18 protein-coding genes are annotated in these 16,577 nt (G+C 65.3%); all 18 read left to right on the top strand.

Translation table 11 applies throughout. The annotated features are described in order from the left end of the window. Positions 1–66: 66 nt before the first annotated feature. The 18 genes from AC3WJD_RS16785 (at position 67) to trbL (ending at position 16,577) form a co-directional block, all read left to right on the top strand. Entirely contained in the window at positions 67–969 is a 903-nt protein-coding gene (locus AC3WJD_RS16785; protein WP_492747863.1) for an ArdC family protein, read from the top strand. After that, on the top strand, positions 966–1,232 hold the full coding sequence (locus AC3WJD_RS16780; RefSeq protein WP_492747862.1) for a sigma factor-like helix-turn-helix DNA-binding protein: 267 nt from the start codon (positions 966–968) through the stop codon (positions 1,230–1,232). The genes AC3WJD_RS16785 and AC3WJD_RS16780 overlap by 4 nt, the downstream gene beginning before the upstream one ends. Before the next feature lie 97 nt (positions 1,233–1,329). Further along, positions 1,330–2,250: a HEPN domain-containing protein gene (locus tag AC3WJD_RS16775; protein WP_492747861.1), complete on the top strand. Its 921-nt coding sequence runs from the start codon at positions 1,330–1,332 to the stop codon at positions 2,248–2,250. Positions 2,251–2,425: 175 nt separating this feature from the next. Then, complete coding sequence (locus tag AC3WJD_RS16770) at positions 2,426–3,211, top strand: helix-turn-helix transcriptional regulator (RefSeq protein ID WP_492747860.1); 786 nt, start codon at positions 2,426–2,428, stop codon at positions 3,209–3,211. A gap of 68 nt (positions 3,212–3,279) precedes the next feature. Next, a complete protein-coding gene (locus tag AC3WJD_RS16765) occupies positions 3,280–3,594 on the top strand; it encodes a transcriptional regulator domain-containing protein (protein WP_492747859.1) in 315 nt (104 codons plus the stop codon). A gap of 106 nt (positions 3,595–3,700) precedes the next feature. Then, on the top strand, positions 3,701–4,129 hold the full coding sequence (locus AC3WJD_RS16760; RefSeq protein WP_492747858.1) for a DNA -binding domain-containing protein: 429 nt from the start codon (positions 3,701–3,703) through the stop codon (positions 4,127–4,129). Between the two features lie 152 nt (positions 4,130–4,281). Further along, entirely contained in the window at positions 4,282–4,503 is a 222-nt protein-coding gene (locus AC3WJD_RS16755; protein WP_492747857.1) for a helix-turn-helix domain-containing protein, read from the top strand. 1 nt (position 4,504) lies between these two features. Further along, on the top strand, positions 4,505–5,005 hold the full coding sequence (locus AC3WJD_RS16750; RefSeq protein WP_492747856.1) for a S26 family signal peptidase: 501 nt from the start codon (positions 4,505–4,507) through the stop codon (positions 5,003–5,005). Beyond that, positions 4,999–5,592, top strand: coding sequence for a lytic transglycosylase domain-containing protein (locus AC3WJD_RS16745; protein ID WP_492747855.1), 594 nt, complete (start codon positions 4,999–5,001; stop codon positions 5,590–5,592). Before AC3WJD_RS16750 ends, AC3WJD_RS16745 begins: the two co-directional genes overlap by 7 nt. Before the next feature lie 365 nt (positions 5,593–5,957). Then, a complete protein-coding gene (locus AC3WJD_RS16740) occupies positions 5,958–7,895 on the top strand; it encodes a DUF3363 domain-containing protein (RefSeq protein WP_492747854.1) in 1,938 nt (645 codons plus the stop codon). Positions 7,896–8,096: 201 nt separating this feature from the next. Continuing rightward, positions 8,097–10,091, top strand: coding sequence for an IncP-type conjugal transfer protein TraG (gene traG / locus AC3WJD_RS16735; RefSeq protein WP_492747853.1), 1,995 nt, complete (start codon positions 8,097–8,099; stop codon positions 10,089–10,091). 12 nt (positions 10,092–10,103) lie between these two features. Beyond that, on the top strand, positions 10,104–10,505 hold the full coding sequence (locus AC3WJD_RS16730) for a ribbon-helix-helix domain-containing protein (protein WP_492747852.1): 402 nt from the start codon (positions 10,104–10,106) through the stop codon (positions 10,503–10,505). Next, positions 10,502–11,485, top strand: a complete 984-nt coding sequence (gene trbB / locus AC3WJD_RS16725) for a P-type conjugative transfer ATPase TrbB (protein ID WP_492747851.1) — start codon at positions 10,502–10,504, stop codon at positions 11,483–11,485. Before AC3WJD_RS16730 ends, trbB begins: the two co-directional genes overlap by 4 nt. Positions 11,486–11,505: 20 nt before the next feature. After that, positions 11,506–11,811, top strand: coding sequence for a TrbC/VirB2 family type IV secretion system protein (locus AC3WJD_RS16720; RefSeq protein WP_492747864.1), 306 nt, complete (start codon positions 11,506–11,508; stop codon positions 11,809–11,811). After that, positions 11,808–12,080 carry a VirB3 family type IV secretion system protein gene (locus tag AC3WJD_RS16715; protein WP_492747850.1) on the top strand — a complete coding sequence of 91 codons (273 nt, stop codon included), beginning with the start codon at positions 11,808–11,810 and terminating at the stop codon, positions 12,078–12,080. The genes AC3WJD_RS16720 and AC3WJD_RS16715 overlap by 4 nt, the downstream gene beginning before the upstream one ends. After that, positions 12,074–14,515 carry a conjugal transfer protein TrbE gene (gene trbE / locus AC3WJD_RS16710; protein ID WP_492747849.1) on the top strand — a complete coding sequence of 814 codons (2,442 nt, stop codon included), beginning with the start codon at positions 12,074–12,076 and terminating at the stop codon, positions 14,513–14,515. The genes AC3WJD_RS16715 and trbE overlap by 7 nt, the downstream gene beginning before the upstream one ends. Beyond that, complete coding sequence (trbJ, locus tag AC3WJD_RS16705; RefSeq protein ID WP_492747848.1) at positions 14,512–15,228, top strand: P-type conjugative transfer protein TrbJ; 717 nt, start codon at positions 14,512–14,514, stop codon at positions 15,226–15,228. Before trbE ends, trbJ begins: the two co-directional genes overlap by 4 nt. A 68-nt stretch (positions 15,229–15,296) precedes the next feature. Beyond that, positions 15,297–16,577 carry a P-type conjugative transfer protein TrbL gene (gene trbL, locus AC3WJD_RS16700; protein ID WP_492747847.1) on the top strand — a complete coding sequence of 427 codons (1,281 nt, stop codon included), beginning with the start codon at positions 15,297–15,299 and terminating at the stop codon, positions 16,575–16,577.

The following is a 16,577-nucleotide window of genomic DNA, read 5'->3' as shown; positions in this document are numbered from 1 at the left end:
CGGTCCGCTCCTGTCGCCCACCCCGCCCAGCCCGGGCCGGGTGCGGTGCGAGAAAGGAGCACAACCATGCATCGCAAGTCATCGCCCGAAGACCGGGTCAGCCTCTACGCCGGTGTCACGCAGAAGGTGATCTCCGAACTCGAAATGGGACGCCTTCCCTGGGTCCAGCCCTGGGAAGAGGGCGGGACACTCTGCGACCTGCCGCACAATGCCGACACCGGCCGGCGCTATTCGGGGATCAATGTGCTGATCCTTTGGCATGCACTGACCGACCATGGCTGGCACAGCCAGCGCTGGCTGACCTACCGTCAGGCGCTCGCGCTCGGTGGCAATGTGAGGCGCGGCGAGCGCGGCACTACGGTCTGTTATTCCGACAAATTCACCCCGAAAGGCGAACAGGAACGCGCTGCCCATGACGGTGACGAGGCGCGGACGTTCGCATTCCTGAAGCGCTTCACGGTCTTCAACATCGACCAGTGCGAGAACCTGCCCGAACAGGTGACCGCCTTGCCCGAGCGGCCTACCGGCCATGCGATCTTTGTCGAGGCCGAGGAGATCATCGTCGGGAGCCGGGCGGATTTCCGCGTCGGCGGCAACAAGGCCTATTATGCCCCTGGCCCCGATTATGTGCAGGTCCCCGATCAGGCGGCATTCCATCATCCGCTCGACTGGTACCGCACCGCCTTTCACGAGCTCGGCCACTGGACGGGCCATGGCTCGCGGCTTGCGCGCGAACAGCGCGGCACCTTCGGCGGCCCCGACTATGCGCGCGAGGAACTCGTCGCCGAAATGGCGTCGGCCTTTGTCTGTGCTGCGCTCAATATCCGGCCGGTGGCACGCCACAGCGATTATATCGGCGCCTGGCTCGAGGTGCTGCGCGGCGACGAGCGCGCGATCTTCCGTGCAGCATCCCAGGCGAGCAAGGCCGCCGACATGCTGCTGGGAGCGGGCAGGGGAGACGTGGCATGAGCGGCTGTCTCGCACAGCGCTGGCAGCGGCTGCGCCAGCACATCTGGCACCGCCGCGACGAGGCGCGCGGCTTGAGCGAACGGATCGACCGGGCGGCATCGACCATGCCCCTGTTCACCTACCAGGTCTTCATCCTCCACCGTCAGGACGGGCTCGACTATGCGACCATCGCCGCGCTGCTCCGGCTCGAGGTGGACGACGTCGAGCAGCATATCGCCGCCGCCCTGCTGCACTTGGCGCGCACGCTGGGTGATGAGGACTGAGCGCATATCCGCCCTCCCTGATCAGGGGAGGGCGGACTCATTTCGGATCAGGCCGGCCTTGCCAAAGCGCTGGCACTCCACGAAAAGATTTGCAACCATGCGCAAGGACCTCGATCATCTTCCCGCCGCCAAGCAGCGCGATCTGACACGCGTGCTCCAGATCCTCTTCGAGGAATTCGAGGATGCAACCGCGCTTGGGGCCCATGACTGGAAGAAGAAGGGCCGCATCCTCAAGGTCATCCTCTATGGCAGCTATGCGCGCGGCAACTGGGTCGACGAACCGCATACCGCCAAGGGCTACCAGTCCGATTTCGACCTGCTCATCATCGTCAACAACCAGAAGCTGACCGACCCGATCAAGTTCTGGGAGAAGGCCGAGGAAAGGCTGACGCGCGAATTCGCGATCACGAAGACCGTGAAGACCCCCGTCAATTTCATCGTCCACACCTTGCAGGAGGTGAATGACGGGCTTGCGCATGGCCGCTATTTCTTCATGGACATCGCGAAGGACGGGATCGCGCTCTACGAGAGCGAGGACAGCGAGCTTCATACCCCCAAGCCCAAGACGGCGCCCCAAGCGCTGGCGATGGCGAGGGAGTATTTTCAGGAGTGGTATCCGAGCGCGATGTATGCGCGGAAGCTAGCTGACTACAGTTTGCGCGATGGCCAACGAAATTACGCCGCTTTCAATCTGCATCAGGCCACCGAGCGCCTCTATCACTGCGTCCTACTCGTGAAGACCTTCTACACACCGCACGTCCACAATCTCGGCTTTCTCCGCACCCAGGCCGAGCGGCTCGATCGCCGGCTGATCGATGCCTGGCCGCGCGAGACCAGGCGCGACCGCGCCCGCTTCGAGAAATTGAAGGACGCCTATGTGAAGGCGCGCTACTCCAGGCAATACCGCATCACCGAGGAGGAATTGGCCTGGCTCGGCGAACGCGTCGAGGAGCTTGGGCGTATCGTCCATATCCTCTGCTCCGAGCGCATCGCCGAGCTCGAGCGCCACGCCGCCTAATCTCCAGCACGATTCTTGAGGATCGCAATGGCATCGGCCTTGCTTGGTTCGCAGCGGCCAAATGCAACTGCTTGCTCGGTTTCGTTGTCGAATTTTGCAGCCGTGCGCCCTTCGAGCGCGCCGCCAACACCTTGTATTGCTACGAATTCTTAACCGATGCCGGTGACTTTCGTGCATGGCCCGCAAGCCCCTTGGCCCCAACCCGGCCTTGAATATTGTCGGCGAATTCGCCGAAAACATCCGTGCTGCCCAGGATCTCGAGGAGATCTCAACCCTGCTGGGCGAGGCGGCCCGGCGGCTTGGCTTCGACCATTTCGCGCTTGCTCATCATGCCGATATAGCACGACTGCCAAGCGGATTGGTCCTGCTGCATGACTATCCCGACCACTGGGCCGACCGATTTGCCAGCCATGGCCTGCATCGCATCGATCCGGTCCGACTGGCAGCCGCAAGGTTGCCTTTCGGCTTTGCCTGGCACGACCTGCCGCGCCTCGGAGAGCTGGCGCCTGCGCAGCGGCGGATGCTCGAAGACGCACAAGGCGTCGGACTTGTACAAGGCTACACCATCCCCCTCCACAATGCCGGCGAGTGGCGCGCGAGCTGTTCCTTTGTGCGTTCTTCAGTCGAGATCATCGCGCCGCACCGGCTCGTAGCGGCCGAATGCCTGGCACATCTCGCCTGGTCGGCCGCATTGAGGACGACGCAGCCAATCCCGCGGCAAGCGCATTTGCGGCCCATGTTAAGCCCGCGCCAGCGCGACTGCGTCGTACTGGCGGGGCAGGGCAAGACCGATTGGGAAATCGGGCGCATTCTCGGAATCGCCGAGAATAGCGTCACCTATTATCTGAACGACGCGAGGCTGCGCTTCGGCGTTGCGCGTCGCTCGCAGCTGATTCTTGCCGCGCTCGATGCCGGCGAGATCGAGCTCAACGAGATGCGCAGCTGGCAATACCCCCTTTAGGAGGTATCGCGCACTCAGATCGTTACTGGAAGGATCACGGGCCAGGATTCACAGCTGGGGGCACGTCCATGCTGCCATCACAGACCGAAAGCTCGCCGATCGTTGCCAGAGGTGCACGGGCGCACCCGTCCATGCTCCTGGGTGACTGGCGCGACTGCGATCATTACCGCGCCATTGAGGCGGGGGGCCGTGCCGCATTGTTGTGGGAATGGCAGCGTCGCGATCCCGCATATCGCGAGGGTTGCGCATCGCTGATGGCGACGCGTCCAAACGAGACCGCCATCGGAAGCGTTCGCATTGTGTCGACGGCCATGCTCGACCATCCCACGGCACGTGCCTGGGGGATGCGATTTCGCCGAAGCGGTCGAACGCGACGCAGCTAGCGCGCGCCTTTTCTGGACAGCCGAGCGCGATTGCTCGGTCCTGCGCGTGCACGCCCATGCTGCGCGGGCAGGGTTCGATGTCACCAGGCTTGACCAGCCGTGCATCGTGCTCAGCTCTCCTGCGGGCAGCGAAGCCTTTCTCGCACGCCATGATCATCAATGGCTTCGTATCGATCTTGCTGGGGGCTCACTGCTATCGGGGGCCGTCTCACTCGAGGTCGTCATTGGCGCTGCCGCCATCAACGAACCCCAGCTCGCCGCACTCAGGCTGTTGGCCCAGCTGCAGCGCGACCGCCACATCCGCGCCGAGCCGCGCCACTGCGATCCGCGGCTCAGGCGCGAGATCCTTGCGTTGCGCGTTCACGATGCGCGCTCAGCCGGGATAGGCATGCACGAGATAGCCTGCGAGATCTTCGGGCCGTTGGGCGCCAGTTCATGGTCTGGTCCCTCCGACTTCCTCAAATCACGCATCAGGCGCCTTGCCGCGCTCGGCCTCAAGCGGTCGCAGGGAAGCTATCGCGATCTGCTGGGGTGAGCCCGCCAGAAGCGCGATTGCGGCACGGCGTGCCCGTCGAGTCGATTCCACCGCCCCCACGATTCGACTCTCCCCTTGTGACGATCCGCGCGTGAATCCTGATCGCGGATTCGATCGTCCGATCCGGATTCCCAAGAACGGAGATGATGTCCATGGCCAGCAGGTCCTTCCAACGCTCCGATCTGGTGACGCGCTCGCCCTATTTCAGTTGCGTCCAGGCGGCTCACTACCTTGCAATCTCGGTGCGGTCCCTCAGGCGCTTGCGCGAGCAAGGGCATGGCCCGGCGCATCGTCTCCACGGCACGACCATCCGATATCATGTCGAGGATCTCGACCGCTGGTCGAGCAGGACGAGGCCCAATGGGCTTGGCTAACATGCGTCGCACCGCCATTCAGGCAGCGCCGCTCCTCTTGAGCACCGCCCTGCTGACCACGGTCCTTGTCCCGCCTCTTCCTCGGCTTGTCTGGAATCTGAGCGCAAGCGCGCCTCTCGGCCTCTACCTTGTCCAGCGCGGCACGCGCATGGCCAAAGGTGATATGGTCGTCGCGCGCATCGACGGTCCGATGCGCGACATGGCGGCGCGCAGGCGATATCTTCCGCTCGGCGTGCCGCTCATCAAGCGGATCGCCGCGGAGCCGGGCGATCATGTCTGCTCGCGCCATGACCAGCTCCACGTAAACCGCGCGCCCGTCGCACTACAGCATGCGCGCGACGCGCTCGGTCGCCCGCTCAACCCCTGGCGAGGATGCCGCCGGCTGTCGCCGCGCGAAGTCCTGCTCCTCATGGATGCACCCCGATCCTTTGACGGGCGCTATTTCGGTCCGCTCGACCGCGAGCGGATCCTCGGGCGCGCGCTGCCGCTGTGGACATGGTGAGATATCTCGTCTGCGGCGCGCTGATCGCGGTTTCGGCGCCCCTCCGCGCCGAGCCGCTCGACCAATGGCGCCAGCATATTGATGAGGCGGCTGCCCTGACAGGCGTCCCGGCGCCGTGGATCGAGCAAGTGATGCGCGCTGAATCGGGCGGCCGATCCCATTTGAATGGACGCCCCATCACCAGTTCCAAGGGCGCAATGGGCCTCATGCAACTGATCCCAGCGACCTGGTCCGAAATGCGCGTCCGTCACCACCTCGGCCGTGATCCGCATGATCCGCGCGACAATATCCTGGCGGGCGCCTTCTATCTGCAGCTGCTCCATCAGCGCTTCGGCTATCCCGGCCTTTTCGCCGCTTACAATGCGGGTCCCACGCGCTACGCCAGGCACCTGGCCACCGGCCGGCAATTACCGCTCGAGACGCGCAACTATCTTGCGCGCGTAGCTGGCCGGACAAGCGGCGGGCCCGGTACTCGCGTCCCCGAGGCAGCGCTGTTCTTCACGCTGAATCGCGCGGCCGAGCCACTTGCCCCGCCCGACGATGCGCGCAGGGGCGCTGGCCTCTTTGTCCTTCTTCGTGAGCGCTGACGCGCTCGCGTCTTTCGCTGGCGACGCACCAGACGCGCCGTTTCGCCAGCGGCTTTCCGACATCGTGCATCGATACTGGATGCCAGCTCTCGCTCGGCATGTTCGGCAGTCGATGCGGCGGCGCCACGCACATGCCAGGACAGAGGTTCGGCAACATGCTCGTCGATCGGGTGCAAGATTCGAAGATCCGGCACCGGTGATTGCGCAGGCTCCTGAATCCGAGCCATTTTCTTCGTCTTGGCCTGGCACCCTATGCGGGCAGCAGGTGCCATTCTACCGTGCAAGGGGCAGAAATACGTCGCTATGCGCGGCACCCAGCCGAGCATCGGCGCCGCGGGTCGCAGCCGCCGGGCGGAGGAGGTGCCATGCGCGGTGATGACGACTTCGTCCCGCACCTCGGCCGGCCGGGCTCCGGGACCGGCCGCACATCCAGATATCTGCACAGTGTGCTTGCGGCAGCGAACCTGGCAGGCGCGGTCACACGGCCGCGGCGCGGCCCGGCGTTCAACGGTTGCCGTCTTGCGCGCGGCAGTGGCATAGGCCGCGTGCTTGCGCAGCGCGGCCAGTTGATGGAAGCCGGGCGCAGAGGCGTCGTGGTCAAGGTGCAGATCGTCCGGTTGGCGGGCAGGGGCAGGAGCGCGTCACGTGCGCATATCCGGTACCTCGAGCGCGAAGGCGTGACCCGCGAGCATGCCAGGGGGCGCTTCTACGACGCCGATGGCGAAGTGGAGGACAGAACGCGCTTCCAGGCGCGCCAGGCCGACGACCGTCACGAATTCCGCATTATCATCTCGCCTGAGGACGGGCGCGAATATGACAGTCTGGAACCGCTGACCCGACGATTGATGGCACGCGCCGCCGCCGATCTCGGCACCGATCTCGACTGGATCGCGGTTGACCATTTCAATACCGCCCATCCGCACACCCATGTAAACCTGAGGGGCCGCGACCAGCGCAATCGCGATCTCGTCATCGCGCCCGACTATCTTGCCCATGGACTGCGCGAGCGCACGCGCGAGCTGGTGGAACTTGATCTGGGGCCCGCACCCGATCATGCGCCTTCACGCGACAAGGTGAACCTCCGGGCTCGGCTCACCCGGATCGATCGATCGCTCCTCGATGACGCTGACGACGGCAGCCTCGCCATGACCGCGGCTACACCCCGCGCGCAAAGTCTTTTTGCCGCGCGGCTCCGGATGCTCGAGCATTTGGGGCTTGCTCGACCCATCACGCGCACCGAGTGGCGGCTGGATTGCGAACTCGAGCCTGTTCTCGACCGGATCCGCGAGCGCCTCGCGATCCATGACGCGCTGGAGAAGACATTGCCCCAAAGCGTCGCACCGATCGATCGGGCGATCTACGAGCCAGGCAGCGGGCGCGTGCTTGTCGGGCGGATCATCGCGCATGGTCAGCATCCGGCGCGCACGGGGTGCAACGACCTCATCATCGAGGCAGTCGATGGCCGCGCCTATCATGTCGATATCGGTCTCGCCGAACCTGCGCCAGGCGGCGCCATCGTGCGTATCGCGCCCTGGTCGACCGCGCCTCAGGCTGAGGATTTGCGCATTGCGGAAGTCGCACGCCGCAATGCGGGCATTTATGACGTTGAAATGCATCGTCGCGATGCCGCGATGACCGACGAAAGCCTGGATGCCCATATCCGCCGGCTTGAGGCGCTGGGCGCCGCCTGTGGCCTATCACGCGAAGGCGAGGGGCGTTGGTCGGTGCCCGACAACTTCCTCGAGCGCGTCGGTGGCTTCGAGGCGTCACGCAGCCAGGATCATCCCGTCACGATCGCGCAGCTGTCGCATCGACCGCTCGCGGCACTTGTTCATTGCCATGCGTGGACCTGGCTCGATGCCGAAATCGTCGCGCACACACCGCTCCCGCTTCGCGATGCAGGCTTCGGACGCGATGTCCTCGAAGCGATCGATCGTCGCCGAGAATGGTTGGTCGAACAGGGGCTTGCCCGCAGGATCGATGGCCGGCTTGTCGTCGATCCCGACATGGCCGCGAAACTCGGGTCGCGTGAGATCGCCGCAGCGGGCGCCGCCATCTCGCGGCGTCTCGGCATTGCCTTCACCCACACGAGGACGGGAGACACTGTTGAGGGGACGTGCCGCGAGGCAGTTGACCTGGTCAGCGGCCGTTTCGCGGTGCTCGAACGCGCCGGCGATTTCAGTCTCGTTCCCTGGCGGCCCATTCTCGAACATCGCATCGGCCATCACATGTCAGGCGTGATGATCGGCGACAGCTTCAGCTGGACGATCGGGCGCGGGCGTTCGGCGCCGAGCATCGACTGACGCTCGCACCACAGACACATGTGCGACTCGACATCGCCATCGCCTCCCGCGCGATGGGCGATTTCGGGCCTGAGCGACCTCCCTGCTCCATTTGGCCGCCTCTGGCCGCCTCTGGCCCCGATTGTCCTCTCGATCGATAGGCGCGTTGCTGCGAAAATCGGCGACGACCTCGATGCCAGGTCCAGTGGCGGGAGATCTGCGGTGAATCCCAACAGACTGTACATCGGGCAGATCGTGATCGTGATCGCGATCGTGCTTTCCGGGCTCCAGGCTGCGACCCAATGGGCCGCAAGCATGCTGGGCCATCAACCCGCGCTCGGCGGTCCCTGGTTCATGCTCGGCGACCGGCCGATCTATTTCCCTGTCGCGCTCTTCATCTGGTGGTACGCCTATGAAGCCTATGCTCCCGAGGTCTTCGAGAAGGCGGGTGCACTGGCGGCCGCAAGCGCAATGGCCGGCTGCGCGGCAGCGCTTGGCTGTGCCATGCTGCGTTCGCGCCAGAAGGGACAGGTGACGACCTATGGCTCGGCGCGCTGGGCGACGCGGCGCGAGGTCGCCCGCTCAGGTCTGCTCGGCGATAAAGGCGTCATACTCGGGCTCTACAAGCGTCATTATCTGCGCCATGGCGGGCCCGAGCATGTGCTTGCCTTTGCTCCGACACGCTCGGGCAAGGGGGTCGGGCTCGTCATTCCGACGCTCCTGGCATGGCCGGGCTCGGCGATCATCCACGACATCAAGGGTGAAAACTGGGCGGTCACCGCGGGCTGGCGCAGTGCATTTTCCCACTGCCTGCTGTTCGACCCGACCGACGCGCGTTCGGCGCATTTCAATCCGCTCCTCGAGGTTCGTCGCGGCGTGAACGAGGTGCGCGACATCCAGAACATCGCGGACATCCTCGTCGATCCCGAAGGCGTGCTCGAGCGCTTCAACCACTGGGAGAAGACCAGCCATGCGCTGCTTGTCGGCACCATGCTGCATATCCTCTATGCCGAGGTCGACAAGACGCTCTCGGGCCTTGCGCGCTTCCTCTCGCATCCCGGGCGCAGCTTCGTCGACACGCTCAGGAAGATGCAGGCCACCAACCACCTGGGTACCGACGCCGAACCGCGCGTGCATCCGGTTGTCGCCGAGGTTGCACAGGAGCTGCTCAACAAGAGCGACAATGAACGCTCAGGCGTGCTGTCGACCGCCGTCTCGGTCCTCAGCCTCTATCGCGACCCTGTCATTGCCGAGATCACAAGCACGAGCGACTGGCGGATCGCCGATATCGCCGCGGCCAGCCGTCCCGTCTCGCTCTATCTTGTCGTACCCCCTTCCGACATTGCGCGCACGCGCCCGCTCGTCCGGCTCATCCTCAATCAGATCGCCCGCGGGCTCACACAATCGTCGGGCCCTGGCGCGGCGCCGCGGCACGAGGTGCTCCTCATGCTCGACGAATTTCCCGCGCTCGGACGGCTCGAATTCTTCGAAACGGCGCTGGCATTCACTGCCTCCTATGGCGTGCGCTGCTTCCTGATCGCGCAGAGCCTCAATCAGATCGAAAAGGCTTATGGTACGCACAACGCGATCCTCGACAATTGCCATGTCCGCGTCGTCTTCGCGACCAATGACGAGCGGACCGCGCGGCGCATATCCGACGCGCTCGGCACCGCCACCGAGCAGCGTGCGATGCGCAACTATGCCGGACACCGGCTCGCGCCCTGGCTCGCGCATGTGATGGTCAGCCGCCAGGAAACCGCACGACCGCTTCTCACCATGGGCGAGGTGATGCAGCTCCCACGCGATGAGGCGGTCGTCCTGCTGGAGGGACGCCCGCCGATCCGGGCAGCCAAGCTTCGCTATCACAAGGACCGCAATTTCACCCACCGGGTGCTGCCCCCACCAGTGCTGGCCGAGGGCAGTTATGTCGATCGTCCGCTCGCGCGCCCGCATGATTGGCCGCAAGCCAGCGCGGCATGCATCCCCATGCCCCCTTCACCTGTCGGCCCCGTCACCAGCGAAAACACCCCGCGGCGGGGGCTCCAGCACGAACTCGACCTGCCGCTGCCTCCCGAGCGCGTCGCGCCCGAGCCAGTTCCTGCCGATGACGACACCGACCCGCAGCAGGACAAGCGCGCCATGGACCAGATGGTGTCGCTTCGCACCGCGGCCACGATCCAGCGCTTCGCCGAGGCGCCCGACCACGGGCTCGAGTGAGGAGGTTCGCCCATGAAGAGACGACTGAATCTCTATATCGACGCGGAGCTCGCAGCGACGATCGACAGGCTCGCGCAGCGCCCCGGCACCAGCCGCTCGCGCATCGTCAACGACGCCGTTCGGGCGCTTGTCGAGAACCAGGCCATGAAGGGGGTGGATCTGCTGCTGCGCCCCCGGCTCGACCGGATGCAGCGCGAACTCACACTCGTGCGGCGCGACCTCGACGTCATTCTCGAAAGCCTGTCGCTCTATATTCGGCATCAGCTGACGGTGACGGCACCGCTGCCCGAAGCCGACAAGGCGGCGCGCGCGCTGGGCCGTGTCCGCTTCGAAGCCTTTGTCACGCAGGTCGGGCGCCAGCTGCGCGCCAATCACAGCGAGGTTCCGGGTCAAGAAGAAGGGCAGGCGCGATGAACAATGTCGTCTCCGATGATCGCAGGCGCGTCATGCTGCGTACCGCCATGGGGCCGACCATCGCCTCGGCGCTCTCGGATCCCCAGGTGACCGAGATCATGGTCAACCCCGACGGCGCGCTCAGGATCGATCGGCTTGGCGCCGGCAGGATGGACACCGGCGTGCGTTATGACGGCGCGCAGGTCGAACGCATCATCCGGCTCGTCGCGAGCCATGCGCGCAGCGAGGTCCACCACAACGCACCCATCGTCTCGGCCGAACTCCCGCCCCATGGTGACGGCGCGGGCGAGCGCTTCGAAGGCATTTTGCCCCCCGTATCCCCGGCGCCGTGCTTTTCGATCCGCAAGCCCTCGCGATCGCTCCTGCGGCTCGACGATTATGTTGCCGATGCCGTGATGACCGCGGAGACCGCGCGCGCGCTCAGCCTGGCGGTCGCCCATCGGCGCAATATCCTGATCGCTGGCGGTACCAGCTCGGGCAAGACGACACTCGCCAATGCGCTGCTGGCCGAGATGGCGCACCGCGACGAACGCGTGATCCTCATCGAGGACACGCGCGAGCTGCAATGCGCCGCGCGCGACATGGTGGCGCTAAGGACGCGCGAAAACTGCATCACCATGGCCGATCTCGTCCGATCGACGCTGCGCCTGCGGCCCGACCGCATCATCGTCGGCGAAGTGCGCGGCGGCGAGGCGCTCGACCTGCTCAAGGCCTGGAACACCGGCCACCCGGGCGGCATCGCAACGCTCCACGCCAACAGCGCACACGCAGCGCTCTTCCGGCTCGAACAGCTCGTCCAGGAAGCCGTGGTGACGGTGTCGCGACAGCTCATCGCCGACGCTGTCGATCTGGTCGTCTACATTTCCGGACGCGGACTTGCCCGCCGGGTCGAGGCAGTGCTCGGCGTCGCCGGGCTCGACGAGCGCGGCGACTATCGGACCTTCGTCATCAACCCCGCAGATCAGGGAGACAGCCAATGATCCAGGCATGGGTTTGGCGCATGCGCGTGGCGCACGTCATCATCGCAAGTCTTGCCCTTTGGGCAGCAGGCTCGGTTCGCGCGGCCGGGTCGGGAATGCCATGGGAGCAACCGCTCGAACAGGTGCTGCAATCGGTGCAGGGCCCCGTCGCCAAGATCGTTGCGGTGATCATCATCATCACGACCGGCCTCACACTTGCCTTTGGCGATACCGCCGGCGGCTTCAGGCGCCTCATTCAGATCGTATTCGGCCTGTCGATCGCCTTTGCCGCGTCGAGCTTCTTCCTGAGCTTCTTCAACTTCGGCGGCGGGGCGCTCATCGCATGAACAGTGGCAATGCAAGTTGCGAAGGGCTCGAGGTGCCGATCCACCAGGCGCTGGTCCAGCCGATCATGCTCGGCGGCGCCCCGCGCGGGATCGCGATCCTGCTCGGCACGCTTGCCGCCGCACTTGCGCTCGGCCTGCAGCAATGGATCGCGGGTCTCGTGTTCTGGCTGGTCGCGCACAGCCTCAGCGCCTTTGCAGCGCGCCGCGATCCCGACTTCGCGCCCGTCCTGCTGCGCCATCTCAAGCACAAGAGCTATCTGGCATGCTGAGGATCGGCGAATATCGCAATCGGGCTGCGCGCCTGGCCGATTATCTGCCCTGGGCCGCGCTCGTTGCCCCGGGGGTCGTGCTCAACAAGGATGGCAGCTTCCAGCGCAGCTTCACCTTCCGTGGCCCCGATCTTGAAAGCTCGACCGACGAGCAGCTGGTGGCGGTCTGCGCACGCGCGAACAATGTGCTGAAGCGCTTCGGTAGCGGCTGGGCCCTGTTCTTCGAGTCAGCGCGACGTGGCGCGTCCGACTATCCCGACAGCCATTTTCCCGATCCTGCCTCCTGGATCGTCGATGAGGAACGCCGGGCGAGCTTCGAGCAAGGCGCGGGCCATTTCGAGAATTACAGCTGGATGACTTTCGTCCATCTGCCCGCACCCGATGCCGAGCAAAGTCTCGCGCGGCTGTTCGTCGCGCGCGACACCCAGGTCGAGGGGCGCGACTGGCGCCAGGCCCTGGCAGCGTTCGTGGCCGAGACCGATCGTGCCTGCGAGCTGTTTCGCGAGTTCCTGCCCGCGATCCGAGCGCTCGATGACCGCGAAACGCTCACCTATCTGCATGCGACCATCTCCACGCGCGCCATGACGGTCGCCGTGCCTGAAACCCCCATCTATCTCGATGCATTGCTCGTCGACACGCCGCTTGCTGGCGGCCTCTCGCCGCGGCTTGGCGACCAGCATCTGCGCACGCTCGGCGTGCTTGGCTTTCCCGCGCTCAGCCAGCCTGCGATGCTCGACGGCCTCAACCATCTCGACTTCGAATATCGCTGGATGACGCGCTTCATCGCGCTCGATCGCGACCACGCCAATCGGGCGCTGGTCCGCTTCCGGCGCCAATGGTTCAACAAGCGCAAGTCGGTCAGCGCGCTTCTGCGCGAGGTGCTCTACAATCAACCCGCGCAATTGCTCGATTCCGATGCCGACAACAAGGTCGCCGACGCCGACCTGGCGCTCCAGGCGCTTGGTGGCGAGCATGTCGCCTTCGGCTTCCTCACGACAACGATCTCCGTCCTCGATCGCGACCGGACGCGCGTCGAGGAAAAGCTGCGCCAGGTCGAGCGCGTGGTGAACGGTCTCGGCTTCACCACCATCCGTGAGGAGCTGAACGCGCTCGAGGCATGGCTGTCGAGCCTGCCAGGACATGCCTATGCCAATGTCCGACAGCCGCTCATCCACACGCTCAACCTCGCCCATCTGATGCCGCTCTCCTCGCTCTGGGCCGGGCCCGAGCGCAACGCGCATCTGGACGGGCCGCCGCTTCTTCTGGCCGAGACCGCGGGCAGCACACCCTTCAGGCTTTCAACGCATGTGAACGATGTGGGACATATGCTGGTGCTGGGGCCAACGGGTGCCGGAAAATCGGTCCTGCTTGCGATGATTGCGCTGCAGTTCCGGCGCTATGCCCAGGCCCAGATCTGCATTTTCGACAAGGGCGGGTCTGCCCGCGCGCCAGTGCTCGCCATGGGTGGCGCACATCACGCGCTTGGCCTCGGGGCCGCCGAGGCCGGGACCATCGCCTTTCAGCCGCTGCGCCGCATCGACCGCGCATCCGAGCGCGCCTGGGCTGCCGAGTGGATCCTGGCACTGATCGCCGACCAGGGCGTGGAGCCGACGCCAGCCACCAGGGATGTCATATGGTCCGCCCTCGACAATCTGGCGAGTGCGCCCGAAGATCAGCGCACGATCACGGGGCTGTCAGCGCTCCTTCAGGATATCGCGCTTCGCACCGCGCTCGCGCCCTATGCGATCGAAGGGCCCTATGGCTGCCTGCTCGACGCGGGCGAGGACGACTTCGCCGCATGCCACGTCATGTGCTTCGAGATGGAAGCATTGCTCGGGCACCCGCTGGTCGCAGCACCGATCCTGTCCTACCTGTTTCACCGTCTCGATGCGCGTTTCGACGGTCGACCGAGCCTTCTCATCCTCGACGAGGCATGGATCTATCTCGACCATCCGCTCTTTGCCGCGCGCATTCGCGAATGGCTGAAGACGCTGCGCAAGAAGAATGTCGCGGTCGTGTTCGCCACCCAGTCGCTTGCCGATGTCGCGCAAAGCGCGATTGCGCCTGCCATCATCGAAAGCTGCCCGCAGCGCATCTTCCTGGCCAATGACCGGGCGCTCGAACCCCAGATCCGGCGCAGCTATGAAGGCTTTGGCCTCAATGCCCGCCAGATCGAGATCATCGCGCGGGCGAGCCCCAGAAAACACTATTATCTTCAATCGTCGCAGGGGAACCGCCTGTTCGAGCTGTCCCTGGGGCCGGTCGCGCTCGCCTTGTGCGCCAGCGCGAGTGCCGAGGATCACAGGCGTCTCGATGCGCTGCTCGACGACCAGGATCCGTCAACATTTCTCGCAAGATTGTTCGAAAGCCGGGGTCTTGGCTGGGCGGCCCGGCTCGCTTCGCAGGTCAGCCCGGCAGGAGGAGACATCGCATGAAGTCGCTCATCAGTGCATCGCTCATTGCTGCAGCAGGGCTCGGCCCCATCATCCTGGCGGCTTCGCCTGCGGCTGCCATTCCGGTCTTCGACAGCGCAAATTATACGCAGAACCTGCTCGGCGCCGCGCGCGCGCTCGAACAGATCGATCTTCAGATCCGCTCGCTCCAGAACCAGGCAGCGATGCTCGACGGCATGGCGAAGAATCTGTCGCGCATCGACTTTCCCGAGCTTCAGGCCTTGCGGGCAAGGCTCGAAAGGGTGAATGACCTGCTCGACCAGGCCCAGTCAGTCGGCTTCAGGGTCGACGCGCTCGAACGCGACTTCAACAAGCTCTTTCCCGGCGATCAGGGCGCTCTGCGGTCCGATCAGCGTCTGCGCGACGCTCAGTCCCGCCTTGATGCATCGCTGGCAGGCCTTCGCCAGACAATGGCGGTCCAGAGCCTCATCGTCGAGAATATCCACGATGACGGCAAGACGCTCGATGCGATCGTGGCGAGGAGCCAGAACGCCCGGGGGATAGTCGAGGCAAGCCAGGCGACCAACCAGCTGCTTTCGCTCGCTGCACGCCAGCAGTTCCAGCTTCAGCAGCTCCTGGCAGCCCAGTTTCGCAGCGATGCCCTCGACCGCGCCCGGCGCGTGCACATGGAAGGCGAGGCGCGCGCGGCGACCCGGCGCTTCCTGGGCTCGGGCAAGGCCTACACGCCGCGCTGAGCGGGCCACGGCCTTCGCGCCCGCGAGCGCGAAGGCCGTGCTCGACCAGCCTGGCCCGGAGAACAGCCATGCACGACCTCGGCGTCATCGACAGCTTCATGCAGGCCTATATCCGCTATATCGACAGCGGCTTCGGCCTGTTGGGCGCCGATGTCGGCTTCCTGACCTCGGTGCTTATCGGCATCGACATAACGCTTGCGGGTCTGTTCTGGGCGATGGGCGGCGAAGACGACGTGCATGGCCGCTTCCTCAAGAAAATCCTCTATATCGGTGCCTTCGCCTTCATCCTTAACAATTTCGCGCTGCTGGCCGACATCATCCTGCGCTCCTTTGCGGGGCTCGGGCTCACCGCCAGCGGCGCAGGCCTCACCGTCGACGACCTGATGCGGCCGGGGCATCTTGCGGGTATCGGCTTCGAGGCCGCGTGGCCGCTCATTGACCAGGCCGCCCGACTTACCGGCTTTGCCACCTTCTTCGACAATGTGCTGACGATCTTGATCCTCGTCATCGCCTGGCTGCTCGTCATCAGCGCCTTCTTCATCCTCGCCGTCCAGCTCTTCATCACGATCCTCGAGTTCAAGCTGACCAGCCTTGCCGGCTTCGTTCTTGTCCCCTTCGCGCTCTGGAACCGCACCGCCTTCCTCGCGGAACGTGTGCTCGGCAATGTCATCGCCTCGGGCATCAAGGTGATGGTTCTCGCGATCATCGTCGGAATCGGATCGGGCTTCTTCGGCGAATTCGCGACCGCGCTTCAGGGCCAGGAGCCCGATATCGGACAGGCAATGAGCCTCGTGCTCGCAAGCCTTGCGCTGTTCGGGCTCGGCATCTTCGGCCCCGGCATTGCATCGGGACTGGTCGCGGGCGCACCACAGCTCGGCGCGGGGGCGGCCGCCGGCACTGCATTGGGCGCGACTGCCGGCCTTGCGGGCGGCGCCGCGGCGGGCCTTGGTGCCGTGCGGTTCGCGGCAGGCAGCGCATTGGGTGCGATCCGCGCCGGAACGGCAATGGGCGCTGCGGCCAGCACCGCCGCAAGACTGGGACGCGAGACCAGCGGGTCGGCCATGAGCGGCATGGCAAGTGCCGCGCGCGGCGCGATCGGTGCGCGCAGTGCAAATGTTCTGGGGCTCGCCGATGCCGCACAGCAGGGCCGTGCTGCCGCCTGGAATGCGCTGAACGGTCAATCCCGGGACGCCGCCGCCCCCAATGGCGAGGCGCCGATGCCCGCCTGGGCGAGCCGGCTCCAGGCCGAGCAAAAAGGACGCCATCGACGGCAGATGATCGTTCAGACACTGCGCGATGGCCAGGGTGCGAGCGCGGGCATGCAGCCCGATATCAGGGAAAGGAACTGA

It is taken from the genome of Sphingobium sp. FW306-1B-F04DB, from assembly GCF_058781925.1.
This window is presented reverse-complemented; position numbering and strand designations above follow the sequence as displayed.